This window comes from Streptomyces achromogenes (assembly GCF_030816715.1).
GTDB lineage: Bacteria > Actinomycetota > Actinomycetes > Streptomycetales > Streptomycetaceae > Streptomyces > Streptomyces achromogenes_A.
The window spans coordinates 1,063,835-1,088,557 of sequence record NZ_JAUSYH010000001.1 but is presented as its reverse complement, the minus strand read 5'-3'; the positions used below and the strand labels follow the sequence as shown (position 1 = coordinate 1,088,557).

The 24,723-nt window shown below is 71.0% G+C and carries 24 protein-coding genes; 19 read left to right on the top strand and 5 right to left on the bottom strand.

Annotated features, from left to right (window positions below):
• Positions 1-266 precede the first annotated feature (266 nt).
• The 5 genes from QF032_RS04820 to QF032_RS04800 all read left to right on the top strand — a co-directional run bounded on the left by QF032_RS04820 (position 267) and on the right by QF032_RS04800 (position 4,127).
• Entirely contained in the window at positions 267-1,550 is a 1,284-nt protein-coding gene (locus QF032_RS04820) for an aromatic ring-hydroxylating oxygenase subunit alpha (protein ID WP_307055041.1), read from the top strand.
• Positions 1,551-1,600: 50 nt separating this feature from the next.
• On the top strand, positions 1,601-1,930 hold the full coding sequence (locus QF032_RS04815) for a hypothetical protein (protein WP_307040321.1): 330 nt from the start codon (positions 1,601-1,603) through the stop codon (positions 1,928-1,930).
• 17 nt (positions 1,931-1,947) lie between these two features.
• The gene (locus tag QF032_RS04810) at positions 1,948-3,213 is read left to right on the top strand and encodes a metal-dependent hydrolase family protein (RefSeq protein WP_307040319.1); all 1,266 of its coding nucleotides are present in this window, start codon (positions 1,948-1,950) and stop codon (positions 3,211-3,213) included.
• A 93-nt stretch (positions 3,214-3,306) separates the two neighbouring features.
• Entirely contained in the window at positions 3,307-3,510 is a 204-nt protein-coding gene (locus QF032_RS04805; protein WP_307055039.1) for a hypothetical protein, read from the top strand.
• Between the two features lie 65 nt (positions 3,511-3,575).
• Positions 3,576-4,127, top strand: coding sequence for a snapalysin family zinc-dependent metalloprotease (locus tag QF032_RS04800; RefSeq protein WP_037678982.1), 552 nt, complete (start codon positions 3,576-3,578; stop codon positions 4,125-4,127).
• Between the two features lie 512 nt (positions 4,128-4,639).
• On the opposite strand, the gene QF032_RS04795 is transcribed toward QF032_RS04800, so the two are convergent.
• Genes QF032_RS04795 through QF032_RS04785 form a run of 3 tightly spaced genes read right to left on the bottom strand, consistent with a single transcriptional unit; the run spans position 4,640 to position 7,127 of the window.
• Positions 4,640-5,374: an alpha/beta hydrolase fold domain-containing protein gene (locus QF032_RS04795; protein WP_307040315.1), complete on the bottom strand. Its 735-nt coding sequence runs from the start codon at positions 5,372-5,374 to the stop codon at positions 4,640-4,642.
• Positions 5,364-6,083, bottom strand: a complete 720-nt coding sequence (locus QF032_RS04790; RefSeq protein WP_107447301.1) for an enoyl-CoA hydratase/isomerase family protein — start codon at positions 6,081-6,083, stop codon at positions 5,364-5,366. Before QF032_RS04790 ends, QF032_RS04795 begins: the two co-directional genes overlap by 11 nt.
• A gap of 51 nt (positions 6,084-6,134) precedes the next feature.
• A complete protein-coding gene (locus tag QF032_RS04785) occupies positions 6,135-7,127 on the bottom strand; it encodes a ferredoxin--NADP reductase (protein WP_307055037.1) in 993 nt (330 codons plus the stop codon).
• A 77-nt stretch (positions 7,128-7,204) separates the two neighbouring features.
• Here QF032_RS04785 and QF032_RS04780 point away from each other — a divergent pair, with 77 nt between their 5' ends.
• Genes QF032_RS04780 through QF032_RS04750 form a run of 7 tightly spaced genes read left to right on the top strand, consistent with a single transcriptional unit; the run spans position 7,205 to position 15,387 of the window.
• Entirely contained in the window at positions 7,205-8,791 is a 1,587-nt protein-coding gene (locus QF032_RS04780) for an AMP-binding protein (RefSeq protein ID WP_307040310.1), read from the top strand.
• 11 nt (positions 8,792-8,802) lie between these two features.
• The gene (locus QF032_RS04775) at positions 8,803-9,981 is read left to right on the top strand and encodes an amidohydrolase family protein (protein ID WP_307040308.1); all 1,179 of its coding nucleotides are present in this window, start codon (positions 8,803-8,805) and stop codon (positions 9,979-9,981) included.
• Entirely contained in the window at positions 9,978-11,420 is a 1,443-nt protein-coding gene (locus tag QF032_RS04770; RefSeq protein WP_307055036.1) for a FadD3 family acyl-CoA ligase, read from the top strand. The genes QF032_RS04775 and QF032_RS04770 overlap by 4 nt, the downstream gene beginning before the upstream one ends.
• Complete coding sequence (locus QF032_RS04765) at positions 11,417-12,994, top strand: methylmalonyl-CoA mutase family protein (RefSeq protein ID WP_307040304.1); 1,578 nt, start codon at positions 11,417-11,419, stop codon at positions 12,992-12,994. Before QF032_RS04770 ends, QF032_RS04765 begins: the two co-directional genes overlap by 4 nt.
• Positions 12,994-13,395 (top strand): cobalamin B12-binding domain-containing protein, encoded by a 402-nt coding sequence (locus QF032_RS04760; protein WP_306954210.1) that lies wholly within the window; start codon positions 12,994-12,996, stop codon positions 13,393-13,395. Before QF032_RS04765 ends, QF032_RS04760 begins: the two co-directional genes overlap by 1 nt.
• A 1-nt stretch (position 13,396) precedes the next feature.
• On the top strand, positions 13,397-14,353 hold the full coding sequence (locus QF032_RS04755) for a TIGR03564 family F420-dependent LLM class oxidoreductase (protein ID WP_307055034.1): 957 nt from the start codon (positions 13,397-13,399) through the stop codon (positions 14,351-14,353).
• Positions 14,350-15,387, top strand: a complete 1,038-nt coding sequence (locus QF032_RS04750; protein WP_307055031.1) for a CaiB/BaiF CoA transferase family protein — start codon at positions 14,350-14,352, stop codon at positions 15,385-15,387. Before QF032_RS04755 ends, QF032_RS04750 begins: the two co-directional genes overlap by 4 nt.
• Positions 15,388-15,412: 25 nt before the next feature.
• Here QF032_RS04750 and QF032_RS04745 read toward each other — a convergent pair whose 3' ends face one another.
• A complete protein-coding gene (locus QF032_RS04745; RefSeq protein ID WP_307055029.1) occupies positions 15,413-16,180 on the bottom strand; it encodes an SDR family NAD(P)-dependent oxidoreductase in 768 nt (255 codons plus the stop codon).
• A gap of 174 nt (positions 16,181-16,354) precedes the next feature.
• Between QF032_RS04745 and QF032_RS04740 the strand changes: the two genes are divergently transcribed.
• From QF032_RS04740 to QF032_RS04725, 4 genes are all read left to right on the top strand, one after another.
• Positions 16,355-17,116: an SDR family NAD(P)-dependent oxidoreductase gene (locus tag QF032_RS04740; RefSeq protein ID WP_307055027.1), complete on the top strand. Its 762-nt coding sequence runs from the start codon at positions 16,355-16,357 to the stop codon at positions 17,114-17,116.
• Between the two features lie 49 nt (positions 17,117-17,165).
• Positions 17,166-17,822: a TetR/AcrR family transcriptional regulator gene (locus QF032_RS04735; RefSeq protein ID WP_307040294.1), complete on the top strand. Its 657-nt coding sequence runs from the start codon at positions 17,166-17,168 to the stop codon at positions 17,820-17,822.
• A gap of 71 nt (positions 17,823-17,893) precedes the next feature.
• Positions 17,894-19,219 (top strand): acyl-CoA dehydrogenase family protein, encoded by a 1,326-nt coding sequence (locus QF032_RS04730; RefSeq protein ID WP_307055026.1) that lies wholly within the window; start codon positions 17,894-17,896, stop codon positions 19,217-19,219.
• Positions 19,216-20,280: a phosphotransferase family protein gene (locus QF032_RS04725; protein ID WP_307055024.1), complete on the top strand. Its 1,065-nt coding sequence runs from the start codon at positions 19,216-19,218 to the stop codon at positions 20,278-20,280. The genes QF032_RS04730 and QF032_RS04725 overlap by 4 nt, the downstream gene beginning before the upstream one ends.
• A gap of 170 nt (positions 20,281-20,450) precedes the next feature.
• Here QF032_RS04725 and QF032_RS04720 read toward each other — a convergent pair whose 3' ends face one another.
• Positions 20,451-21,218, bottom strand: coding sequence for an SDR family oxidoreductase (locus tag QF032_RS04720; protein ID WP_307055022.1), 768 nt, complete (start codon positions 21,216-21,218; stop codon positions 20,451-20,453).
• Between the two features lie 53 nt (positions 21,219-21,271).
• On the opposite strand from QF032_RS04720, the gene QF032_RS04715 reads away from it, so the two are divergent.
• The 3 genes from QF032_RS04715 (at position 21,272) to QF032_RS04705 (ending at position 24,534) form a co-directional block, all read left to right on the top strand.
• A complete protein-coding gene (locus tag QF032_RS04715) occupies positions 21,272-22,705 on the top strand; it encodes a class I adenylate-forming enzyme family protein (protein ID WP_307055020.1) in 1,434 nt (477 codons plus the stop codon).
• On the top strand, positions 22,698-23,843 hold the full coding sequence (locus QF032_RS04710; RefSeq protein WP_307040283.1) for a thiolase family protein: 1,146 nt from the start codon (positions 22,698-22,700) through the stop codon (positions 23,841-23,843). The genes QF032_RS04715 and QF032_RS04710 overlap by 8 nt, the downstream gene beginning before the upstream one ends.
• A 553-nt stretch (positions 23,844-24,396) precedes the next feature.
• Positions 24,397-24,534, top strand: a complete 138-nt coding sequence (locus QF032_RS04705) for a hypothetical protein (RefSeq protein ID WP_307040281.1) — start codon at positions 24,397-24,399, stop codon at positions 24,532-24,534.
• Positions 24,535-24,723 lie beyond the last annotated feature (189 nt).

The following is a 24,723-nucleotide window of genomic DNA, read 5'->3' as shown; positions in this document are numbered from 1 at the left end:
GTCTCCGACCCGGCACGGGGCAGGGCCTGACCGTGATGAGCTGATCCGTCCTCGGGTCCTCGGGAACACGAGGGAGGCTGGGCGTGGACGCGGCCGTCCAGGACCGTCGCCATCGAGGCCGTCCGGGACGCCACCACCGTAGCGACCCGACAGAATGACATCAACATATGCGGCAGCAGTCGTTAGGCAGATTCGGAAACGCTATTCTCCATTATAGAGACTGTTGTTATCGTGTCCGGGTCACCCCTGAGCGGAGGTTCCGACCCATGGCGCACTTCCCCAAGCCCTCCGAGGGCAGTTGGACCGAGCACTTCAAGATCGACACCGGGCCCGTCTCCTACGCGGACTCGATCTCGCCGGAGTTCTACGAGCTGGAACGGGACGCCATCTTCCGCCGGACCTGGCTGAACGTCGGGCGCGTCGAGCAACTCCCGCGCAAGGGAAGCTACTTCACCAAAGAGCTGGACGCCGCGCGGGCCTCCGTCGTCGTGGTCCGCGGCACGGACGGCGAGGTGCGCGCCTTCCACAACGTGTGCCGCCACCGCGGCAACAAGCTCGTGTGGGACGACTACCCGCGCGAGGAGACCAAGGGCACCTGCCGGGCCTTCACCTGCAAGTACCACGCCTGGCGCTACGACCTGGAGGGCAAGCTCACCTTCGTCCAGCAGGAGTCCGAGTTCTTCGGCATCGACACGTCGAAGTACGGGCTGATGCAGGTACAGACGGAGGTGTGGGAGGGGTTCATCTTCGTCAACCTCGACCCGGAGAACACCACGCCCCTCAAGACCTACCTCGGCAAGTTCGCCCAGGGCATCGACGGCTACCCGTTCCACAAACTGACCCAGGTGCACAAGTACCGCGCCGAGATCGGCAGCAACTGGAAGCTGTTCATCGACGCGTTCGCCGAGTTCTACCACGCGCCGATCCTCCATGCCGGCCAGTACGAGTCCGGCGAGGCCGCCAAGATCAAGAAGTACGGCTACGAGGCGCTGTCGTACGACATAGACGGCCCGCACAGCATGGTCTCCTCGTGGGGCGGTATCGCGCCCCCCAAGGAGAAGGCCATGGTCAAGCCCATCGAACGCGTGCTGCGCAGCGGCCTGTTCGGGCCGTGGGACGCCCCCGACATCGGCATGACGACCGAGGAGCTGCCGCCGGCGATCAACCCGACGCGCAACGAGGTCTGGGGCATGGACTCGTTCGTGTTCTTCCCGAACTTCATGCTGCTGATCTGGCGGCCCAACTGGGTGCTGACGTACCACTACTGGCCGACGTCGTACAACACCCACATCTTCGAGGGGACCTGCTACTTCGTTCCGCCGGAGAACGGCTTCCAGCGGCTCCAGCAGGAACTCGCCGCCGTGACCTTCAAGGAGTACGGCCTCCAGGACGGCAACACCCTGGAAGCGACCCAGACGATGCTGGAGTCGCGGACGGTGGACCAGTTCCCGCTCTGCGACCAGGAGGTCCTGCTCCGCCATCTGCACAACACCACGCAGAGCTACGTGCGCGAGTACCAGCAGCGCAACGCCCCGGCACCCACCTCCTGAGACGCCCTCCGCCCGAAGACGCCCGCCGAACAGACACGGAGACCTTAGACATGGGCAACGTCTTTCCCCCCGACTTCGCCGCGCTGGAGCCGTTCGCGGACTGGGCGGTCCGCGGCGAGCGGGCCCGCTACGCCAAACGCGTCAGCAGCACCATGGAGGAGCTTCAGGCCTTCTACGACGTGGCGTATCCACTCCTCCAGCAGAACACCGATTATCTGGAGAACCTCCGCCTCGACGGGATCAGCGAAGAGGACAAGCACCTGCTGTGGGCGTTCTGCGCACTGGTGACCGTCGCCTTCCCGGTGGAGGCGTGGGGCCAGCCGAGGGTCCCGGACAGCGGCCCGTCCAGTATCGACGCCGTCATCGAACCCGCCGTGTGATGACCGCCCGGAAACGAGTGACGGCCACCAGGGAAAAGGCGCCGCACCCGCCCGTGCTGCTGCGGGCGGCGCGACTGCTGGACGTCGACAAGGGCGAGATCGTGGAGCCGGGCCAGGTGCTGGTGGTGGGCGAGCACATCGCCGAGATCCAGCCCACCCGGCTGTCCGAGGGCGCGGTCGTCCGCGACCTCGGGGACGTCACCCTGCTGCCGGGCCTGATGGACATGGAAGTCAACCTCTTCCTCGGCGGTCCGGACCACCGCAGCCCGCTGATCCCGGTCCAGGAGGACCCGGCCGTACGGACCCTGCGGGCCGCCGCCAACGCCCGCCGCACCCTGAGCCGCGGCTACACCACCGTGCGCAACCTCGGCCTGTTCGTGCAGACCGGGGGAGTGCTGCTGGACGTCGCGCTGAAGAAGGCGATCGACCTGGGCTGGGTCGAGGGCCCGAGGGTGGTGCCCGCCGGGCACGCGATCGCCCCGACCGGCGGGCACCTGGATCCGACCATGTTCCAGGCATTCGCGCCGGGCGTGCTCCCGCTCACCGTGGAGGAGGGCATCGCCAACGGGGTGGCGGAGGTGCGCAAGGCGGTGCGCCACCAGATCAAGTACGGGGCACGGGTCATCAAGGTGTGCGCCTCCAACGGCGTCATGTCGCACACCGGCCCCGCCGGTGCGCAGCAATACTCCGACGAGGAACTGTGCGCCATCGTCGACGAGGCACACCGCGCGGGGCTGAAGGTCGCCGCGCACTGCATGGGCGACTCGGCGATCCGGGCCGCCCTGGAGGCCGGCATCGACTGCATCGAGCACGGCTTCCTGGCCAGTGACGCCACCCTCGACCTGATGGTCGAGCGCGGCACCTTCCTGGTGGCCACCACCTCGCTCACCGAGGGCATGGACACCGCGCACGCGGACCCGGCGCTCCGGGCGAAGGCCGCCGACGTCTTCCCACGTGCCCGCGAGTCCACCGCCCGCGCGATCCGGCGCGGGGTCAAGGTCGCCCTCGGCACCGACGCCCCCGCCATTCCGCACGGCAAGGGCGTCATGGAACTCCTCGCCCTCGCCGACCGGGGCATGCGACCGGTCGACGCCCTGCGCGCCGCGACCACCGTCGCCGCCGAACTGATCGACGCCGACGACCGGGGCCGAATCGCCCCCGGACTCCTCGCCGACGTCATCGCCGTGCCCGGCGACCCGCTCACCGACCTGTCCGTCACCGGGAAGGTGTGCTTCGTCATGAAGGGGGGCCGGGTGTACCGCGACGACACAGCGGGCTCCTGACCCCGCCGAAACCACCGGGCCGGCTCCGCACGGAAAGCCGAGGAGGGGACGGCGCGGCACCGTCGAGGCCTCGCGCGCCCACAAAGGACCGTGATGTACGACTACGTCGCCGCGGGCTCCGTGGCCGAGAGCGGCGTGCCGGCCGCACGGCTCTCGAGCCACCAGGTCCGCGTGCTGCTCGCCGAGGCGGGCGACGCCGACCGGCGCCCGTACCTGCGGATCACGCGCTGGACGGGCGGGCCCGAGAATCACGCGGCGCTGGTGCAGCACCTGCGCGAGAACGACTACCCCAACTGAGAGCGCGTCAGGCAGGTCGGCACTGGCGTGCGTTCACATCCGTCAATGCAGTGGAGGCGAATTCCGTGGCCCGAAGGCTGAACCTGTTATCGACCGCGGTCCTCACATGTGGCGCCCTGTTGGGTGTCAGCACACCGGCCGGCGCGGCCGAACCCGCACCGGAGGTCATCCCGATCGACCTGCTGCTGGCCGGCTCCTATACCGACGCGGCCCGCGAGGCGATCGCGATCTGGAACACAGCCGTCCCGACGATCAAGCTCGTCGAGCAGGACACTCCGGCGGCGCTGCGGGTCATGGAGTACAAGACGGCCAGGGGTGTCCAATCCCACGTCAACATCAAAGGCGCGGGACGCGGCTGGGTGTACCTGGAGGTCGGGGACGCCCAGTTGTACAAGCCTTCCCGCATCGTCGTCCACGAACTGGGTCACATTCTGTCGCTTCCCGACCTGGGCCCGGGCAGCCCCTGCTCCAAGGTGATGTCGGGCGCCTGGGGAGGAGCGGACTGCGTCAACGATCAGCCAGACGCGAGTGAGAAGACCGCTGTCAGGGACTTCTTCGCCGCCAACGACGTCGGTGACCGGGTCCCGTGGTGGGGGTCAGGACTCGCTGCACGGTAGGGGTGATTGTCGCCGGGCCGCCAACCACGGCCCGGCTCTCCCTCGCCGGCGCCGGGGCTGGAGACCGTTCACCTCCCTGACGGTTCCGGTTCCACGGGCCTCGTCATACCGGACAGGTGCTGCGTGCCGTCGGCGTGGTGGTACGACTGGACCGTCCGCACGTCGGTGTCTGGCTGCGCGAACTCCGCTGCCTGGTGGGGCGGTTCCGTCCCGACGCTCCGTCCGGCGCCCACCGAAACCTGGCCACCCGGCCTCCCAGGTCCGCACCGCGCGTGGCTGCTGCTTACCCTCCGGACCCGCCGGCCGGCCCGGCCTACGACGCGATGGCCTTCCTCAAGTCGCGCGCTGACCTGGAACGGCCCGACACCGTGGTCATGCTGGGTCCCTCGCCGCCCTCTCCGAGGGGTCACCGGCCATCATCTCGCCCGCTCGGCGCTCGACAGCGGCTGTTGCGGCATCCATGCCGTCAGCGTGTGCTCGTCGGGCCGCGAAGGCGTGGCGCGCCGCGGAGTTCATCCGCGGCGCGGCATGACCGCCCCGTCCGGGCACCAGGCCCGCAGGAACTGCGCCGTCGCCTCCAGCTGCCGTAGGCCCTGCGCGGCGGAGTCCTCGTGGATCCGCATGTCCACCGCGACGCCGGAGTGCGCCGCCCGGGTCGCGAAGGACAGCGTGTCGTCGAGCAGCACCTCTGTGCCGGCCGCGTGCAGTTGCAGCGGCGGCAGGCCGTGGAGATTGCCGTGCAGCGGGCTGAGCAGCGGATGGTCGCGCGGGGTCGTCCCCGCGTACGTGGCCGCCCGGACCGGCAGCGCTTCCGCGTCCACGGTGCGGTCGGCGGCTGCGTTGAGCAGCAGGCTGGGCGAGTCCAGCGTGAAGTCCAGTATCGGTGAGGCGAGCACCGCGCAGGTCGGCAACGTCGCGCCCGCGTCGCGCAGCCGCAGCAGCAGGCCGGCGGCGAGGGACCCGCCGAGCCGTTTGCCCGCCACCGTGGCCGGACCGCCGGCGTGGCAGTGTTCCCAAGCCGCCCACACGTCCTCCAAGGCTTGCGGGAAGCGAGGCCGGTAGCGGGCGCAGACGACCGCGTACCCGGTGAGCCGGGCCAGTTCCCGGGCGGTCGGCAGTGCGTCCTGCGGAGTGCCCGCGAGCCGCGGATCGCCATGCAGATACAGCACCGTCTGTGCCACGGCTGTGCCCTCGGGGCGGACCTCCGGCCCGAACGGCCCCTCGTCGACGCGTACTTCACTTACCACGGGACATCACCTTCTCCGCTGCTTCCCAGTGCTCCTCGGACACCCACAGCCGGGCGAATGCCTCGGCGGCCTCGCGTGCAGGACGGGTCCGGGTGGTGAGGTTCTTGATCTCGCGGGCCTGCGGGGTGGCGAGGGAGTGGGCCACCTCCCGCCAGCGGTCGGCGAACTGCGTGCGGGGCAGGACCAGATCGACCAGCCCGAGCCGCTCGGCCTCGGCAGCCTCCAGGACCCGCCCGGTGCCGGCCAGCAGCAGTGCCCGACCGGGCCCCACCAGCCGCGCCAGCCGCTCGGCACCGCCCCATGCGGGCACGATGGCGAGCTTGGTCTGGTTGAACCCGATCCGGATGTCGTCGGCGGCGACGCGGATGTCGGCAGCCACCGCGACCTCGGCGCCGCCGCCCAGCGCGTGCCCGTTGAGCGCTGCCACCACCGGTCCGGGGAACGCGGCGATCCGGTCGCACAGCGCCCGCATCCGCAGCGCCATGTCCGAAGCCTCGCCCTCGGTGCGGAGCCGAGCGAGTTCCTTCAGGTCGCCGCCGGAGACGAACGCCTTCTCGCCCGACCCGGTCACCGCCAGGGCCCGCGCGCCCTCAGCCGCTTCCAGCGCCTTTTCCAGCTCGCCCATGGTGTGCGGGTCGATGGCATTGCGGGCGTGCGGACGATCGATGGTGACGACCGCCAGGCCGTCCTCCAGCTCCAGCTCAACCATGTGCGGCCTTCCGTCGGTCGTCGGGCGGATGCGGATGCGGATGCTGCCGGGTCAGTCCTCGTACACGACGGTCACGTCGGGGGTCGTCGGCTCGGCCTGGCAGGTGAGCACATGGCCCTCGGCGACCTCGTCGGCGTCCAGGGCGTTGTTCACCCGCATCTTGGCCTCGCCGTCGGTCAGCCGGGCCATGCAGGTGGCGCAGTCCCCGGATTCGCAGGAGAACGGCGGCGTGAAGCCGGCCCGGCGGGCGCTCTGCAGCAGCGTCTCGCCGGGCCGTTGCGGCACGGTACGACGCTCGCCGCGCAGGTCGACGGTGACGGTCCCGGCGACGGGCTCCGAAGGCCCGGCGGGCGCCTCCTCGGCCGCCTCCACGGGTGCCGTCGGGGTGAACCGCTCGACCAGGATCCGCTCGGGAGCGATCCGGTGGGCGGTCAGGGTCTGCTCGACCAGGGCCATGAACGGCTCCGGCCCGCAGACGTAGAAGTCCGCCCCCTCGTCGGCCAGGGCCCGTATCTCCGCCGGGGTGACCAGCCCGTCCCGGTCGTCGAAGTGATGGCGCAGGTCAAGCCGGCCGGGGTGGCGCGCGGCGAGGGCGTCCAGCGCCTGGCGGAAGATGGCCGCCCCGGCGCTCTGATGTGCGGTCAGCAGTCCGACGTCACGGCCCGTCGTCGCCAGCGTGCTCTTGACCAGCGAGAACACCGGAGTGATGCCGCTGCCGCCGGCGTACGCGACGAGAGGCCGGTCGCCTGCGTCCCCGCGCAGGCAGAACGAACCGCCGGGCAGGGTGGCCTCCAGCGAGTCGCCGGGCCTCAGCCGCTCGTGCATCCAGCCGGAGACCAGCCCGCCCGGCACGCGCTTGACCGTGACACACACCTCCCCTTCCGTGTCGGGCGAGGAGGACATCGAGTAGCTCCGCAGTGTCCCGCACACCTTGAAGGTCAGGAACTGCCCGGCCCGGTAGGGGAAGCGCGCGGTCGAGGGTGAAGGTGCGGGTGTCCGGTGTCTCGTCGACGACCCGGGTGATCCGCACCGGATGGAAGCCATGGTCCCGTGCCATGTATGGAACTTACCTTCTCGCTGTGCGAGAGTGCAATTCTCCATACGAGGGAGGAGTATCCGGCATGACGACGATTCCCCCCGGCGCCCTGCGGTCGATCCCGCCCGGACTCGCGGCGCGCTACGAGTCCGAGGGCTGGTGGACCGGGGAGACCCTGGGCGACCTGCTGGCGGCCGGGCTGGGCAGGTCCGGGGACGTGGAGTTCCGCGTGCACTCCGAGGTGCGGCCCTGGAAGGGTACGTTCGCCGACGTGGAGCGTACGGCGCGGCGGCTGGCCGCAGGTCTGCGGGCGCGTGGCGTGGGCCCGGGCGACGTGGTGGTCATGCAGCTGCCCAACTGGACGGAGGCGGCGGCCGTGTTCTGGGCCTCGGCCTTCCTCGGTGCCGTCGTCGTCCCGGTGGTCCACTTCTACGGGCCCAAGGAGGTCCGCTACATCGTCGAGGCCACCCGCCCGAAGGCCTTCTTCGCCGCCGAGCGCTTCGGGCGGACGGAGTTCCGACCGGACCTGTGTGCCGAGGTGCCGGTCGTCGGCGTCGTCGGGCGGGACTTCGACGAGCTGCTCGCCGACGAGCCGCTGGCCGGTGTCCTGTCGGTGGACCCGGACACCCCCGCCCTCGTCGCCTTCACTTCCGGCACCACCCGGGACCCCAAGGGCGTCATCCACAGCCATCGCACTCTCGGCTTCGAGACCCGGCAGCTGGCCGCGAGCTATCCCCCGGACCGGGGACGGCAGTTCACAGTGGCGCCGGTCGGCCACTTCATCGGCATGATCAACGCGTTCCTCATCCCGGTCCTCGACGGCACCCCGGTCAACCTCGGCGACTCCTGGGACCCGGCCCGGGCGCTCGCGCTCATGCGAGCCGAGGGGCTCACCGTCGGCGGCGGCGCGACGTACTACATGACCAGTCTGCTCGACCACCCCGACTGCACCGAGGAGCACGTGGCGCGGCTGAAGTACGCCGGACTGGGGGGTGCCTCCATCGCCTCCGCCGTGACGAACCGGCTGGAGTCCCTCGGCGTCACCGTCTTCCGGGCCTACGGCTCCACCGAGCACCCTTCGGTGACCTGCACCCCGTACGACGGCCCCGCCGCCAAACGCCTGCACACCGACGGCCTCCCGTTGCCCGGCGCGGAGGTCCGGCTCGCCGAGGACGGTGAGATCCTCACTCGCGGCCCCGACCTCTGCCTCGGTTACACCGACCCGGAGCTCACCGCCGCCGCCTTCGACGCCGACGGCTGGTACCGCACCGGCGACATAGGCGTGCTCGACGCCGACGGCTGGCTGACCGTCACCGACCGCAAGGCCGACGTCATCATCCGGGGCGGGGAGAACATCAGCGCCCTGGAGGTCGAGGAGGTCCTGCTGGGGCTGGGCGGTGTGGCGGAGGCGGCCGTGGTGGCCGTGCCGGACCCGCGCCTGGGGGAGCGGGCCGCCGCCGTCCTGCGCATGCTGCCCGGCTGGTCGGCGCCGAGCCTCGCCGAGGTGCGCCTGCACTTCGGCCGCGCGGGCCTGGCCCGGCAGAAGTGGCCCGAGGTGGTCCACAAGGTCGAGGACTTCCCGCGCACCCCGAGCGGCAAGGTGAAGAAGTTCGTCCTTCGCAAGCACATTGCCACTCCCTCGATGCGAGAATACGATTCTCGCAAACGGTGAAGGAGGATCTCATGCCCTCTCGTGAACTCGCGTATCCGCTGTTCGACGCGGACAACCACCTCTACGAGACGCAGGAAGCGCTCACCAAGTACCTCCCCGAGGAGTACCAGGGCGCCATCCAGTACGTGAACGTCGGCGGTCGCACCAAGATCGCGATACGCGGGCAGATCAGCGAGTACATCCCGAACCCCACCTTCGAGGTCGTCGCCCGCCCCGGCGCGATGGAGGAGTACTTCCGGGTCGGCAACCCCGACGGCAAGACCCGCCGGGAGATCTTCGGCGAGCCCATGCGCTCCATCCCGGCCTTCCGCGAACCGGCCCCGCGCCTGGAGCTCATGAACGAGCTCGGCATCCAGCGCAGCCTGATGTTCCCGACGCTGGCGAGCCTCGTCGAGGAGCGGATGAAGGACGACCCGGAGCTGATCCACGTCGTCGTCCACTCCCTCAACCAATGGCTGCACGACACCTGGGGCTTCACCTACAAGGACCGCATCTTCACCGTCCCCGTCATCACCCTCCCGATCGTCGACAAGGCGATCGAGGAACTGGACTGGGTCGTGGAGCGCGGTGCCCGCGCCATCCTCATCCGCCCTGCGCCGGTCCCCGGCTTCGGCGGCACCCGGTCCTTCGCACTGCCCGAGTTCGACCCGTTCTGGAAGCGGGTGGTGGAGACCGGCGTGCTTGTCGCCTTCCACTCCTCCGACAGCGGCTACTCGAACTATGCCAACGACTGGGAGGGCCGGCGGCGCGAGTTCCTGCCCTTCAAGCCCAACGCCTTTCGGCAGGTCAACGAGTGGCGGCCGATCGAGGACGCCGTCTCCTCACTGATCTGCCACGGCGCGCTGTCCCGCTTCCCCGAGCTGAAGGTCGCCGTCATCGAGAACGGCGCCTCGTGGGTGGAGCCCCTGCTGAGCAGGCTCGCCGACGTCCATAAGAAGATGCCCCACGAGTTCCGGGAGAACCCGGTGGACGTCTTCAGGCGGCACATCCACATCAGCCCCTTCTGGGAGGAGGACATGGCGGAACTCGGCGACCTCATCGGCATCGAGCGCGTCCTGTTCGGCTCCGACTACCCCCACCCCGAGGGCCTCGCCGACCCCGTCACCTACGTCGACCACCTCCCGAAGCTGTCCGAGGAGGACAAGGCCAAGGTCATGGGCGGCAATCTGGCCCGGCTGATCGACGCATGACCACCGCCCGCACCATCCCCGAACTGGTGCTGAGCACGGCGGACCGGTTCGGCGACGCCGAGGCGGTCGTAGACGGCGAAGTGCGCCTCACCTTCCGCGACCTGGCCGACCGGGTCCGGCGCACCGCCGGGGCGTTCGCCTCGGCGGGCGTCGGCCCGGGCGACCGGGTGGCCCTGTGGGCGCCCAACTCGGCCGAGTGGATCGTCGCCGCCTTCGGACTGCTCACGGCCGGCGGGGTGCTGGTGCCGGTGAACACCCGCTTCCTCGACGAGGAGGCCCACGACATCGTCGTACGCAGCGGCGCCAAGGTGCTGCTCGTACAGAACGGCTTCCTGGACCGGGAGTTCACCGGCCCGCCCGGCGTTCCGGTCATCGACCTGAAAGCCTCCGGTTTCCTCGACTCCGGCGATCCTCTTGACCCCAAGGCCGACGAGGACGACCTGGCGGACATCGTCTTCACCTCCGGGACCACAGGGCGGCCCAAGGGCGTGATGACGACGCACGGCCAGACCCTGCGCCTGTACACCGAGTGGTGCGATCTCGCCCAGCTCCGGCAGGGCGACCGGTACCTGATCGTCAACCCGTTCTTCCACATCTTCGGCTACAAGGCGGGCCTGGTCGCGTCGATGATCCGGGGCGCGACCGTCCTCCCGGTGGCCGTCTTCGACGTGGACCGGGTGCTGGACCTCGTGGAGAAGGAGCGGGTGACCGTCCTGCCGGGACCGCCGACCCTGTACCACGCCCTGCTGGAGGCCGGCGCGGGTCGCGACCTGTCCTCCCTGCGGGTCGCGGTGACCGGTGCGGCGGACATCCCGGTCGAGCTGGTCCGGCGCATCACCACCGAACTGCCGTTCACGCACCTCATGACCGGCTACGGCCTCACCGAGGCCGGCACCGTCACCGCGTCCCGGCCCGGCGACCCCTACGAGGCCGTCGCCACGACCGTGGGCAAACCGTGCGAGGGCTTCGAGGTGCGCGTCGCCGAGGACCAGGAGGTGCTCGTGCGCGGCTACTCCGTCATGCGCGGCTACCTCGACGACCCCGAGGCCACCGCCGAGGCCGTGGACGCCGATGGCTGGCTGCACACCGGCGACCTCGGCGCACTGGACTCCGAGGGCCGACTGCGGATCGTAGGCCGCAAGAAGGACATGTTCGTCGTCGGCGGCTTCAACGCCTACCCCGCCGAGATCGAGGGCTTTCTGCTGAGGCACCCGGCGGTCGCCCAGGCCGCCGTCATCGGCGTGCCCGACGAGCGGCTCGGCCAGGTCGGCAAGGCCTTCGTCGTCCCGCGCGCCGAATTCGCCGGGATCACGGAGGCCGAGCTGATCGCCTGGGCGCGCGAGCGGATGGCCGGCTTCAAGGTGCCCCGCCACGTCGCGTTCCGCACGCAGCTGCCGCTGAACGCCACCGGAAAGGTGATGAAGGACCAACTGACATGACCCAGGACTTCCGCACTCCCTCCGGCATCCCGCTCAACCCGGTGTACGGCCCCACGGACCTCCGCGCCGACCCCCCCGACCCGGGCACCTTCCCCTTCACGCGCGGCAACTACCCCACCGGCTACCGGGGCCGCACCTGGACCCTGCGCCAGTACTCCGGTTTCGGCACCGCCGAGGAGTCCAACCGCCGCTACCGCTACCTCCTCGACCAGGGCGGTACGGGCCTGTCGGTGGCGCTCGACCTGCCCACCCAGTGCGGCTACGACTCCGACGACCCGGAGTACACGGACGAGGTGGGCCGGGTCGGAGTCGCGCTGGACACCCTCGCCGACGCCGAGATCCTCTTCAACACCCTCCCGCTGGATCGGATCAGCACCAGTTTCACCATCAACGGCACCGCCGCCATCCTGCTCGCCTTCTACGTCGCCGCGGCCGAGAAGCGCGGCATCCCCCGCGCGAAACTCACCGGCACCATCCAGAACGACATCCTCAAGGAGTACGCCTCGCGCGGCACCTGGATCTGGCCCCCCGAGCCGTCGCTCAGGCTCATCGCGGACACGATCGAGTTCTGCGCCGAGCAGGTGCCCCGCTTCAACGCGATCTCCGTCGCGGGGGCGCACTTCCGCGACGCGGGCGCCAACGCCGTACAGGAGATGGCGTTCACGCTCGCCGACGGGGTCACGTACTGCGAGACCGTCCTGGAACGCGGCCGGATGACCATCGACCAGTTCGCCCCGCAGGTCTCCTTCTTCTTCTACACGCACGGCGACTTCTTCGAGGAGGTCGCCAAGTACCGTGCGGGGCGCAGGCGCTGGGCGACCATCGTGCGCGAGCGGTTCGGTGCGACCACCGACAAGGCGTGCATGTTCCGCTTCGGAGTCGTGGCCGGCGGAGCCTCCCTCTACGCCCCGCAGGCCCGCAACAACACCGTACGCGTCGCCTACGAGGCGCTCGCCTCCGTGCTCGGCGGCGTGCAATCGATGTTCACCGCCGCCTGGGACGAGCCGTTCGCCCTGCCGAGCGAGGAGTCCACGACGCTCGCCCTGCGCACCCAGCAGGTGCTCGCCCACGAGACGGGTGTGACCAAGGTCGCCGACCCGCTGGGCGGCTCGTACTTCGTGGAGGCCCTCACCGACGCCACCGAGGAGCGCATCGTCGAGATCATGGCCGATCTGGAAGCGCACGGCGGCATGGTCCGCTGCATCGAGGACGGCTACCTCCAAGGGCTGATCGCCGACGAGGCGTGGCGGCTGCACCAGGAGACCGCCTCCGGCGAGCGGCCCGTCGTCGGCGTCAACCGGTTCACCGTGGACGAGCCCCCGCCCGACCTCGCCACCTACGAACTCGACGCCGAGGGCCGAGAGCGCCAGCTCAAGCGGCTCGCACGGGTCAAGGCCGAGCGCAGCGCGGCTGAGGTGCGCGCCCGTCTCGACGATCTGCGGCGCGCCGCCGAAGGAGACACGAACCTGATGGATCCGCTCGTCGCGTGCGCGGGCGCCTACTGCACGGTCGGCGAGATGGCCGACGCTCTGCGCGCGGTGTGGGGCGAGTTCCGGCAGCCGGTGGTGTTCTGATGACCACACCTGTGCGCGTTCTCGTCGCCAAGCCCGGGCTCGACGGACATGACCGTGGCGCCAAACTGGTCGCCCGCGGGCTGCGTGACGCCGGCTTCGAGGTGGTGTTCACCGGCATCCGGCACCGCGTGGACGACATCGCCGCCACCGCCGTGCAGGAGGACGTCGCCCTGGTCGGCCTGTCCATCCTTTCCGGCGCCCATCTCGCCCTCACCCGCCGCACGGTCCAGGCGCTGCGCGCCGCAGGCGGCGACGACATCCCCGTCGTGGTCGGCGGCACCATCCCGGCCTCGGACGTGGCGCGGCTGCGGGAGGCCGGAGCCGCCGGGGTGTACCCCACGGGTACCCCGCTCGACGCGATCGTCGCGGACATCCGCGCCCTGACAGCCCCGGAGGACTGACATGCGAGTCGGAGTGATGAGCGGCCCCGAACGGGGCGACGCCGCCCACAAAGCCGCCCGCATGGTCGACGACGCCCGGTGGGCTGAGGAGGCCGGGTTCGACACCGTGTGGGTGCCACAGGTGCCGACCGACTTCGACGCCCTGACCGCCGTCGCCCTCATGGGTCAGGCCACCGAGCGCGTCGAACTGGGCACGGCCGTCGTCCCCGTCCACGCCCAGCACCCCATCGCGCTGGCCCGTCAGGCCGTGTCCGCGCAGGCTGCGGCGGGCGGACGGCTCACGCTCGGCGTCGGTGCCTCCCACCACTGGATCGTCCGCGACATGCTGGGCCTGCCGTACGAGAAGCCCGCGGCGTACACCCGTGCCTACCTGGAAGTACTCGACTCGGCGCTGTCCGGGGGTGGTTCGGTGGACGTCGAGAACGACTTCTTCCGCGTCCACAACCCGCTCACCATCGCTCCTGTCGCCCCCCTGCCGGTCCTGATGGCCGCGCTCGGCCCGGTGATGCTGCGCATCGCGGGGGAGTACACCGACGGCACGGTCCTGTGGATGGCGGACGAGCGGTCGGTCGCCGAGCACGTCGCCCCGACGATCACCAAGGCTGCCGAGACCGCGGGCCGTCCGGCACCCCGCATCGTCGCGGGAATCCCGGTGTGTCTGTGCGCACCGCACGAGGTCGACGCCGCGCGCGAGCGCGCCAACCGCATCCTCGGCGAGGCCGAGGTGTCCCCCAACTACCAGCGCCTGCTGGAGTACGGCGACGCCCGCGACGTCGGTGACCTGTGCGCGGCGGGTGACGAGGCGGCCATCAGGGCCCGCTTCAGGCGGTTCGCGGACGCGGGCGTGACGGATCTGTCGGTGCGGCTGCTGCCCCTGGGGAACGGGCGGGACGAACTGGTCGCCTCGAAACTGCGCACCCGTGACGCGGTGGCCGCGATCGCGGCGGACCTGCGGTGAACGGCCCGCTGGCCGGCCTGCGCGTGCTGGAGGTCGGCCACATCCTGGCCGGCCCGTACGCCACCATGCTGCTCGCCGACCTGGGCGCCCGGGTCACCAAGGTCGAACCGCCCTGCGGCGACCTGTCCCGGCAGGTCTCCGACGCCTACTTCGCCAGCCTCAACCGGAACAAGCGCTCGGTCCGCGTGGACCTGAGCGCCCCCGCCGGCCAGGACCGCCTGCACGAGCTGGTGCGCGACGCCGACGCCCTGCTGGTCAACCTCAAGCCGTCCGCCATCGAGCGCTTCGGCCTGACCTACGAGGCCCTGAAGCCCTACAACGAGCGGCTGGTGTGCGTGGCCCTCACCGGCTGGGGCATGGACGCGGGCGACATGCCCGCCTTCGACTACGTCGTCCAGGCGGCCACCGGCATCGCGGCCATGACGGGCGACCCGGACGGCCCGCCCGCGCTGCCCGGCTACTCCTCGGTCGACAACTCGGCCGGAATGGCGGCCGCGCTGGGCCTGCTGGCCCAGATCGTCTCCGGACGCGGCGGCCAGATCGAGGTGTCGCTGCGCGACGTGATGCTCTCGCAGCTGAACTACCACGCCGCGGCCTGGCTCAACGACGGCAAGGCTCCGCGCCGCCTGGGAGGTGCCCACGCCCACTACGTCCCCGCCCAGCTCTTCCCCACCGCCGAGGGACACCTGGCTCTCTTCATCACCCACGACGGCTTCTGGCGCTCCTTCGCCGCGGAGGCCGGCATCGAGGGCTACTTGACGATGGCCGAGCGCGCGGCCCGCCGCGAAGAAGTGGTGGCCGCGGTGACGAAGGCGCTGGCCGCCGACTTCGCGGTGAGCTGGGAACGCCGGCTGCGCCCGCTCGGCGTTCCCGCCGCCGCCGTACGCACGCTGCCCCAGGCACTCGTCGAATTTCCCGACGCGGTCGTGCGGGCCGGCGAACACCGCCTGGTCGCAAGCCCGTTCCGGATCGCCGGGCACCAGCCGTCGTACGGCCCGCCGCCTCGCCTCGGGGAGCATGACGACACGGCTTAGCAGCCGCCCGGGCTCAGGGGGGCCGCTACGGCATCCCGCCGTCCACCCGCAGCGTCGCCCCACTGGTGTACGACGAGGCGTCCGACATCAGGTACAGAGCGGCGCCCACCACTTCGTCGGGGGCGCCGACACGTTGCAGCGCGTGCGGGCGCACCCCCTCGGCGAGCTGCTCAGGGTTCTCCTGCCAGCCCCGGGTGGCCCACGTGGCGAACGGGCCGCACATCAGCGTGTTGACCCGCACCGTCGGCCCGAGCGCCTGTGCCAGACCCACGGTCACCGCGTTCAGCCCGGCCTTGGCGGCCGCGTACGGCACGATCGCCGGGCGCGGCCGGATCGAACCGGTGGAGCTGACGTTGACGATCGCACCGCCGCCGGCCTCGGCCATGCACTTCCCGGCCAGCACGGACAGGCGGAAGGGACCCTTGAGGTTGAGGCCCAGCACCGAGTCGAACATCTTCTCCGTGACCTGGCCCAGCTCCTCGTACACGGGGGACATGCCCGCGTTGTTGACCAGTACGTCGATCCTGCCGAACCGCTCGTGGACCGCGTCGACCAGACCGGGCAGTTCGTCCCAGCGGCCCACGTGTACGGCGTACGGCAGTGCCGCACGCCCTGTCTCCTTCTGGATCTCCGCACTCACCGCGGCGCAGGCGTCGTATGTCCGGCTGGCGACGACGACGTCGGCTCCGCAGTGTGCCGCCGCGAACGCCATGGCGCGTCCGAGCCCCCGGCTGCCGCCGGTGACGAGGACCACCCGGCCGGTCAGGTCGAACAGCGCGTCTGCGTACCCCATCCCATTCCCGTCCTGTTGAAGTGCCCGAAGCCGCTCGTTCCCTGGCGCACTCCGCTGCGAGATTAGTATTCTCGTCATCGTAGAACAGCATTCCCGCATTGTGATGATGGGCGTTCGCGGAAAGTTCAGGCACTCGCCTGCTCAGGGGCGTCCAGGAGAGCGGAGGCGGACATCGTGCGAGGTCTGAAGGGCAAGGTCGTCCTGGTGGCGGGTGCGGCCACCGGGCTGGGTGCCGCCTCGGCGCGCAGGCTGGCGGGGGAGGGGGCCAGGATCGTCGTCGGCGATCTGAATGCGGACGGGGCCGAGGAGACGGCCGGCGTCATCCGTGCAGGGGGCGGCGAGGCGGTCGCGGTGGAGTTCGACATATCCGACGACAGGTCGGTCGAGCACCTGGTCGAGGCCGCGCTGCGAACCTATGGCGGTCTGGACGCCGTGCATGTCAACGCCGGGGACATGGGCGCGGTCCAGAAGGACACCGATGTCGTCGACATGGACCTCGCGATCTGGGACCGCACCGTCGCCGTCAACCTGCGCGGTCACATGCTGGTCTCCCGTCACGCCGTGCCCGCGCTCCTCGCCCGCGGCGGAGGCGCAATCGTCTACACCTCCTCCATCGCCTCGTTCACGGGTGATGCCAAGCGGCCGGCGTACGCCGCGACCAAGGCGGGCATCAACGCGCTCACCCGCCACGTGGCCTCGCGCTGGGGACGGGACGGCATTCGGGCCAACGCGGTCGCACCGGGACTCGTCCTGACCGCCGACATCGAACGGGGCGCACCCCCGGAGATGTTGCGGAGCATGCTCGCCCGGACCCGCAGCACACGTCATGGCCGGGCCGAGGACATCGCAGGCATGGTGGCCTACCTGCTCTCCGACGAAGGCGAGTGGATCAACGGGCAGGTCGTGAACGTCGACGGCGGGACGGTCCTTCGCTGACGCCGCTGGTCTGCGCTCCGATCGCCCACTTCCCGGACGGTGTGCGCCTGTGAAATCCGAGACCGACTCATCCCGGCCGGTCCGACCGGCTGCGCCCGGCCGAGTTGGGGAGCCGGAAGAAGCCACGGGTGACGAGGCTGCTCTGGCGCTGCTGGACGCCGGGCTGGCGCTCATGGTGGCGGCCCCCGGGCGGCGCCCGCGCGTGGCCGACATCGTGGCCGCGGCCGGTCTGTCCAACGACGCCTTCTACCGCTTCTTCGCAAGCAAGGACGCCCTGGTCGAGGCCATCGTCGAGCGGGGCGCACGCACGGTCGTCGGCTATGTGCGCCACCGGATGGCGCGGGCGGCCGACGGTGGACCGGAGGCCAGGTTGCGCGCCGGGATCGAGGCGGTGCTGCGACAGGCCTCCGACGAGGATCTGGCCCGGCAGACCCGGGCCGTCCTGTCCAACGCGACCGGCCACACGCCCCGTGCCGCGCACGTCACCGTCGCCCTCGTGGACGCCCTCGCCGCGCTGTTCGCGCAGCCCGCGGCCGAGTTGGGTGCGGGTGATCCGATGCGTGCCGCCCGCACAACGGCGGGTGGGGTCGTAGCGGCCTTGCAGTACTGGTCGTTCACTGAAGAGGCACCCGGGCGCGTCGAGGCCGAACACCTGGTCGGCTTCCTCCTTGCAGGCGTGCGAGCCCCCGACTGCCGTCGGCGGTAAGGGTGATAGCTGTACGCGAGAATGGCATTCTGCTAAGTTCAGAATCGTATTCTGATGGAGGTGGGTGCGTCATGTGGGACTTCAGTACCGATGCCGCGTTCCAGGAGAAGCTGGACTGGGCCGCGGCGTTCGTCCGTGAGGAGATCGAGCCGCTCGACGTGCTGTTCCCGGGCAACGCCGAGCCGTACGACCGGGGCAGCGAGGTCTTCCGCGAAGTCGTCCGGCCGCTCCAGCGGCGGGTGCGAGACCAGGGGCTGTGGGCCGCCCACCTGCAGCCGTCGCTGGGCGGCATGGGTATGGGTCAGGTCAACCTCGGCCTGCTGAACGAGATCCTGGGCCGTTCGGGCTGGGCCCCGATGGTGTTCGGCACCCAGGCCCCCGACTCGGGCAACGCGGAGATCCTCGCCCACTACGCCACCGAGGAGCAGCGAAAGGAGTACCTGGAGCCGCTGCTCGACGGACGGATCGTCTCGACCTTCGCGATGACCGAGCCCACCGGCGGCGCCGACCCGGGCGGTTTCACCTGCCGCGCGGTCCATGACGGCGACCAGTGGGTGATCGACGGCGAAAAGTGGTTCGCCTCCAACTACCCCCACGCCGCCTTCGTCATCGCCATGGTGGTCACCGACCCGGACGTGCCCGTGCACAAAGGCGCGTCCATGATCCTGGTCCCGGCCGGCACTCCGGGCATGGAGATGGTGCGCGGCACGGGCCTGGCCGGCGAGCCGCTCGGCCAGGGCGTCCACGCCTACCTGCGGTTCACCGGCTGCCGCGTACCGGCCGAGAACCTGCTCGGCGAGCCCGGCTCTGGCTTCCTGATCGCGCAGACCCGGCTCGGCGGTGGCCGGTTGCACCACGCCATGCGGTCGGTCGGCCAGTGCCGGCGCGCCCTGGAGATGATGACCGAGCGGATCGCCTCCCGCCGCACCCGGGGCGGCCCGCTCGCCGACCAGCAGTCCGTGCGCCACCAACTGGCCGACACCTGGATCCAGATCGAGCAGTTCCGCCTTCAGGTCCTTCACGCCGCCTGGCACATGGACCGGGCGAACGACACGGGGGACCCGGCGGACGCCCGCAGCGCCCGGCTCCACGTCTCCGGGGTGAAGGTCGCCACGCCCAAGGTGCTCGTCGACGTCGCCTACCGAGCCCTGCACCTGCACGGCGCGCTCGGCGTCTCCAACGAGCTGCCGCTGGCCAGGATGTGGCAGGCCGGTCCCACCCTCGGTGTCGCCGACGGCCCCACCGAGGCACACCAGGACGTCGTCGCCCGGCTGTTGCTGAAGGAAGCGGTCCCGGCGGACGACCCGCTGTTCGGCTCGGAACATCTGCCCACCCGGCTGGCCGCGGCCCGCGCGAAGTACGCGGACCGCCTGAACGAGACGACGGTGACCCGGTGACCTCGCAGAAGGAAAGCACCGCCGACGACACCACGCCCGACCTCGACCGCCTCAACGCCTGGGCCGGCCTCGCCGACCTTCCCGGTGACGGCCCCGTCACCGCCCTCGACACCCTCACCGGCGGCGCCCAGAACCTCCTGTTCACCCTCCGCCGGGCCGACGGCACCGAGCTCGTCCTGCGCCGCCCCGGCCGCCACCTCCGGTCCGGCGCGTCCGACGCCTTCCGGCGCGAGAGCCGCGTCCTGACGGCTCTCGCCGGCACCGACGTACCCCATCCGCGCCTGTACGCGAGTGTGCAGGAGGACGCGGTGCTGGGCGCACCCTTCTCCGTCCTGGAGAAGATCGACGGCTTCATGCCCCGGGGGCAGCTGCCCGGCCGGTACGCGCAGGACGCCGAGTGGCGGCGCTCGGTCGCCTTCGCCCTCGTCGACGGCGCCGCGCGCCTGGCCGCCGTGGATCCGTCCGCGCACGGGTTGGCCGACCTCGGCAGGCCGGAGGGCTGGCTGGAGCGGCAGACCCCCAAGTACCTGAGGATGCTGCACGGCTACCGCACGGAACCCGCCTACCGCGAGACCGAGAACCCGCAGGTGGACCTCGTCGCCGACTGGCTCGCCGCGCACACCCCGAAGCAGGGCGAGACCGGGATCGTCCACGGCGACCTGCAGTTCGCCAACGTCATGTTCGCCCACGACGCCCCGCGCCTCGCCGCCATCGTCGACTGGGAGATGGCCTCCCTCGGCGACCCCCTCCTCGACCTGGCCTGGATCCTCACCGCCTGGCGCGAGAAGGACGACCCGCCCGGCAGCGACCCCCAGTTCCAGCCCTGGGACGGAATGCCCGGCCGTGCCGAACTCGTCGCGTACTACGCCGAGTCGACCGGCCGGGACGTCTCCGCCTTCCGGTGGTACCAGGTCCTGGCCTGCTTCCGCCTGGCCGCCCTTCTGGAGGGCAGCTACGCCCGCGCCCTCGCCGGGAAGATGAACCGCAAGCTGGGCGACGGGCTGCACGCCTACGCGGGATGGCTGTGGGCCAAGGCCCGCCAGGAGATGGAGCGTGACTGAGTCCTGAAAGGTCTCAGGCGCCGTTCGCCGGCGGTGCTGCGTCCGGCCGCCGACCGTCGTGGTGGGCGGCCCGTACGGCCTCGCCGGCCTGCACCCCGGTGGTGATGCCGGCCAGGGCCACCAGGACGATGAGCCTCTGGCGCCGGCACCCAGAGACTCCTTCAGGGAGGCTATTTCGGTGGGAACCTCAACGCGCCGTCCAGGCGGATCACCTCACCGTTGAGGTAGTCGTTCTCGCACAGGTGCTGGACCAGTGCGGCGTACTCCTCCGGGCGTCCCATGCGCCGCGGATGCGGCACCTGGGGGCCCCAGTGCGCCTCCAGGCGGTCGGCTGCCTTTCCGTACGCGGGAGTGAGGACGGTGCCCGGGGCGACGGAGACCACACGGATGCCAAGGGGCGACAGGTCCCGGGCGGCGACCAGCGTCATGGCACTCACCCCGCCTTTCGCGGCGGCGTACGGCAGTTGGCCGATCTGGCCCTCGTGCGCGGCGATGGACGACGTCGTGACGATCACGCCGCGCCCGCCGTCCGCGTCGTGGGGGGTGGTGCGTGCGAGTGCCGCCGCGGCCATGCGCATGACGTTGAAGACGCCGGTCAGATAAATGTCGACGGTGGCGCGGAAGCCGGCGAGATCCAGAGGTGAGCCGTCCTTGCCGACGAGCCGGCCGCCGCTCGCCGGGCCGCCGTGACAGTCGACGGCGATCCTGAACTCGCCCGCCTGCTCGGCCGCCGCCACCGCGGTCGCCACCGAGTCCTCGTCCGTGGCATCGGTGCGGACATATCCCGCGCCGAGTTCCTCGGCCAGGGCCTTGCCCTTGTCGTCGGCGAGGTCGGCGATCACCACCCGGGCGCCCGCCGCGCGCAGTCGCCGCACCGTGGCTTCACCGAGGCCGCCCGTGCCTCCGACCACCAGGGCCGCCGAACCTTCGATCCGCACGTCATTCCCCTCCCTTGCGAGTGATGCTCTGAGTGTATGAGAATGGCGTTCTCATGAATATAGCCGTGATCCTGGAAATGGCCGCCTCCGCGGGGAGTCGGCCGGCCGTCACGGAGGGCGGCCGCTCGCTCTCCGCGGCCGAGCTCCATCGTCTCGCACAGCACGCGGCCGACCGCTTCCGTGGCCGCACCGCGGTTCTTTACCTGGGGCCGAACCACCTCGCCTACCCCGTCGCCCTGTTCGGCGCGGCGCTGGCAGGTATCCCCTTCGTCCCTCTCAACTACCGCCTCGCCGAAGAGCAGTTGGATTCCCTGGTCCGCCGGCATCCTGGAGCCGAGGTGCTGCACCCGGCCGATCTCGACGCGCTGCTGACCCCGCCGCAGGGGGAGGCCGAGCGACGACCCGTCCCCGAGGACCGCGACGCCACCGCAGTCGTCCTCTACACCAGCGGTACCACCGCCGCCCCCAAAGCGGCCCTGCTGCGCCACCGCCACCTGCTCGCCTACGTGTTCAACACCCAGGACTTCGGCTCGGCGGAGGTGACCGACGCGAGCCTGGTGGCCCTCCCGCCCTACCACGTGGCCGGCCTGATGAACCTGCTGACGAACCTCTACGCCGGCCGTCGTGTCGTCTACCAGTCGGCCTTCGCTCCCGCCGACTGGCTGGCCACGGTGCGCCGTGAGGGCGTCACCCACGCCATGGTCGTCCCCACCATGCTCGCCAGGATCACGGCGGAGCTGGGGGACGCGCAGGCCGGTGTGCCGACCCTGCGCAGTCTCGCCTACGGCGGAGCGCGCTGCCCCCGCCCGGTGGTGGAGCGGGCCCTGTGGCAGTTCCCGCAGACCGGCTTCGTCAACGCCTACGGGCTGACGGAGACCGCCTCGTCGGTCTGCGTGCTAGGGCCCGACGACCACTGGCGGGCGGTCGCCTCCGACGACCCGGCGGTGCGGGCCCGCCTCGGCTCCGTGGGCCGTCCGCTGCCCGGCGTCGAGGCCGAGATCCGGGGCGAGGACGGAAAACCCCTCGGACCGGGCGAGACAGGACTCGTCTTCGTGCGCGGGGAGCAGATCTCCGGCGAGTACGCGGAGACGAGCGGCAGCGACACGGACGGCTGGTTCGCCACCCGCGACCGGGGCCGGCTGGACGAGGACGGCTACCTCTTCATCGAGGGCCGCGCCGACGACACCATCATCCGGGGCGGGGAGAACATCGCCCCCGCCGAGATCGAGGATGTACTGCTCCAGTACCCGGGCGTGCGCGAGGCCGCCGTGCTGGGGCTGCCCGACGCGGAGTGGGGCCAGCGCCTGGTCGCGGTGCTGGTCGGGGTCGGCGATCCGGACGAGATCCGGTCCTTCGCGAAAGAGCGACTGCGCTCCTCCAAGACGCCGGACACAGTCGTCTTCCGCCCCGAACTGCCCCGCACGCCCACCGGGAAGCTGCTGCGCCGCACCCTGATCACCGAACTGGAAGAGGCCACCGATGCCTGAAGCCGTGCTCGTCGCCGCCCTGCGCACCCCGATCGGCACCGCCTTCAAGGGGAGCCTGCGTGACACGTCCGCCTACGACCTGGCGGACCGTGTGGTCACGGCCGTCGCCGAAGGGCTGGACCCGGACCTCGTGGACGACCTGATCCTCGCCGAGTCGCACTACGGCGGCGGGGTCGTCGCCCGCCACGCGGCCGTGACGGCGGGCCTGCCACAGGTGCCGGGGCTCGCCCTGAACCGGCACTGCGCGGCCGGACTCGCCGCGGTCTCGACCGCGGCGGCATCCGTCCGGGCAGGCATGGACCGGCTGGTACTCGCCGGTGGCGTCAACTCCGCCTCCACCGCGCCCAGGCTGTCCTACCTGGGCGGTGAACGCTGGGTGCCGCCCTCCCACCCGGACCGCCCGGACGCCCCCAACCTCGACATGTCGATCACGGTCGGCTGGAACACCGCCGTACGGGAGGGTCTCACCCGCGAGGAGATGGACGCGTGGGCGCTGCGCTCGCACCGCAACGCCGTCCGGGCACTGGACGAAGGCCGCTTCAAAGACGAGACCGTGCCGGTCGCCACCTCACACGGCCCCTTCGAGAGCGACGAGCACCCGCGGCGTGACACCAGCCCCGAGAAGCTCGCCGCGCTCAAGCCCCTCCACCCGGAGATCGAGGGCTTCTCGATCACGGCGGGCAACGCGTGCGGCGCCAACGACGCGGCGGCGGCCGTGGCGGTGGCAGACGAGCGTCTCGCGCGGGAGGACCTCGGACTGCCCACCCTGGCCAGAGTGCGGTCCTGGGCTTCCGTGGCCAGGGACCCGGCCGAGACCGGCCTGACCCCCACGCACGCCATCCCCAAGGCGCTCGGGCGGGTGGGCATGACGCTGTCCGACGTGGATCTGTTCGAGATCAACGAGGCGTTCGCCTCGGTGCCACTCGCCGCGGTCCGCCGCCTCGGCCTCGACCCGGACACCGTCAACGTCAACGGCAGTGGCTGCTCACTGGGCCACCCCGTCGCCGCCACGGGCACCAGGATGGTCGTCACGCTCGTCCACGAGCTCCGTCGCCGGGGCGGGGGTGTGGGCGTCGCGTCGATGTGCGCGGGCGGGGGGATGGGTTCGGCGCTGGTCCTGGAGGTGCCGGGGCTGTGACGGTACCTGAGGAGGCCGGGCGTCAAACGATCAGCAGGCTGGATGCGACCGCAACCTGCGGTTCCCACGGCGACTGTCGTGATCTCCAGTGCCGAGGCCGCTCATGCAGGCAGATGGTTCTTTCCCCTCTCGTCGGCCCTCGACGGTTCCCGGTTCGACGTGTGAAGCTCCGCTGATGTTGTGATCAATGTTGCCGGTCCGGGACCGCCCGGAGAGCGGGTCCGGTAGGAACGAGGACTGTGACGCGCAGGCAACTCGCCGATGATCAGTGGGCCGCCCGGCGAGCATCGGCTGCAATTACGCCACCGACAACACCGGTCAGGTGCAGACAGGACGGGTGCACAACCTGTTGCCCGACGGGGCAACCGGCCGGCACAAGATATAGGTCACGGTTGCCTGAGCGCTTCCCGCCGGGCGGGGGTACCCCACCTGAAGAAGACTCGAATTTTCAGGCGACGCCGAGAGCCGGTGTGATGGTTTGCGTAACACCCGCCCCGGCCGCGTCGTGCGCTGTCCCTGCCGGGAGCGTTTACCGACCGATCATGGCCGTACCGTGTTCGTCCAGGCCGCGACCGTTCACTCTCATGTCGTCGAGCGGGACTTCGTCGCATCTCTGGCCTGCGGCGACTACACCCGGCTGACCGGCGCGCTGAGTGACATCGACGAGGCGCTGCACGACGCCGCCGACTGACATGGCACGCGGCGGGGTAACGTCCGGGCGGTCCGACCGGGCGAGAGCGACCACCCGACACGGCTCCCGCACTCGCGGACGCGGTGCGCGGGGTGGTGACACGGCCCGACGCGTCCGTCGCGGCCTGGGAACCCGCCTGAGTCACACGAAATGGTGGCCGGAGTGCCGGGAAAATCCCGGCACTCCGGT

Excerpts from the sequence above, each read along its gene's own strand:
- QF032_RS04820 (WP_307055041.1), top strand. The coding sequence starts at position 267 with ATGGCGCACTTCCCCAAGCCCTCCGAGGGCAGTTGGACCGAGCACTTC.
- QF032_RS04815 (WP_307040321.1), top strand. The coding sequence starts at position 1,601 with ATGGGCAACGTCTTTCCCCCCGACTTCGCCGCGCTGGAGCCGTTCGCG.
- QF032_RS04805 (WP_307055039.1), top strand. The coding sequence starts at position 3,307 with ATGTACGACTACGTCGCCGCGGGCTCCGTGGCCGAGAGCGGCGTGCCG.
- QF032_RS04790 (WP_107447301.1), bottom strand. The coding sequence starts at position 6,083 with ATGGTTGAGCTGGAGCTGGAGGACGGCCTGGCGGTCGTCACCATCGAT.
- QF032_RS04785 (WP_307055037.1), bottom strand. The coding sequence starts at position 7,127 with ATGGCTTCCATCCGGTGCGGATCACCCGGGTCGTCGACGAGACACCGG.
- QF032_RS04780 (WP_307040310.1), top strand. The coding sequence starts at position 7,205 with ATGACGACGATTCCCCCCGGCGCCCTGCGGTCGATCCCGCCCGGACTC.
- QF032_RS04775 (WP_307040308.1), top strand. The coding sequence starts at position 8,803 with ATGCCCTCTCGTGAACTCGCGTATCCGCTGTTCGACGCGGACAACCAC.
- QF032_RS04770 (WP_307055036.1), top strand. The coding sequence starts at position 9,978 with ATGACCACCGCCCGCACCATCCCCGAACTGGTGCTGAGCACGGCGGAC.
- QF032_RS04765 (WP_307040304.1), top strand. The coding sequence starts at position 11,417 with ATGACCCAGGACTTCCGCACTCCCTCCGGCATCCCGCTCAACCCGGTG.
- QF032_RS04760 (WP_306954210.1), top strand. The coding sequence starts at position 12,994 with ATGACCACACCTGTGCGCGTTCTCGTCGCCAAGCCCGGGCTCGACGGA.
- QF032_RS04755 (WP_307055034.1), top strand. The coding sequence starts at position 13,397 with ATGCGAGTCGGAGTGATGAGCGGCCCCGAACGGGGCGACGCCGCCCAC.
- QF032_RS04745 (WP_307055029.1), bottom strand. The coding sequence starts at position 16,180 with ATGGGGTACGCAGACGCGCTGTTCGACCTGACCGGCCGGGTGGTCCTC.
- QF032_RS04730 (WP_307055026.1), top strand. The coding sequence starts at position 17,894 with ATGTGGGACTTCAGTACCGATGCCGCGTTCCAGGAGAAGCTGGACTGG.
- QF032_RS04715 (WP_307055020.1), top strand. The coding sequence starts at position 21,272 with ATGAATATAGCCGTGATCCTGGAAATGGCCGCCTCCGCGGGGAGTCGG.
- QF032_RS04710 (WP_307040283.1), top strand. The coding sequence starts at position 22,698 with ATGCCTGAAGCCGTGCTCGTCGCCGCCCTGCGCACCCCGATCGGCACC.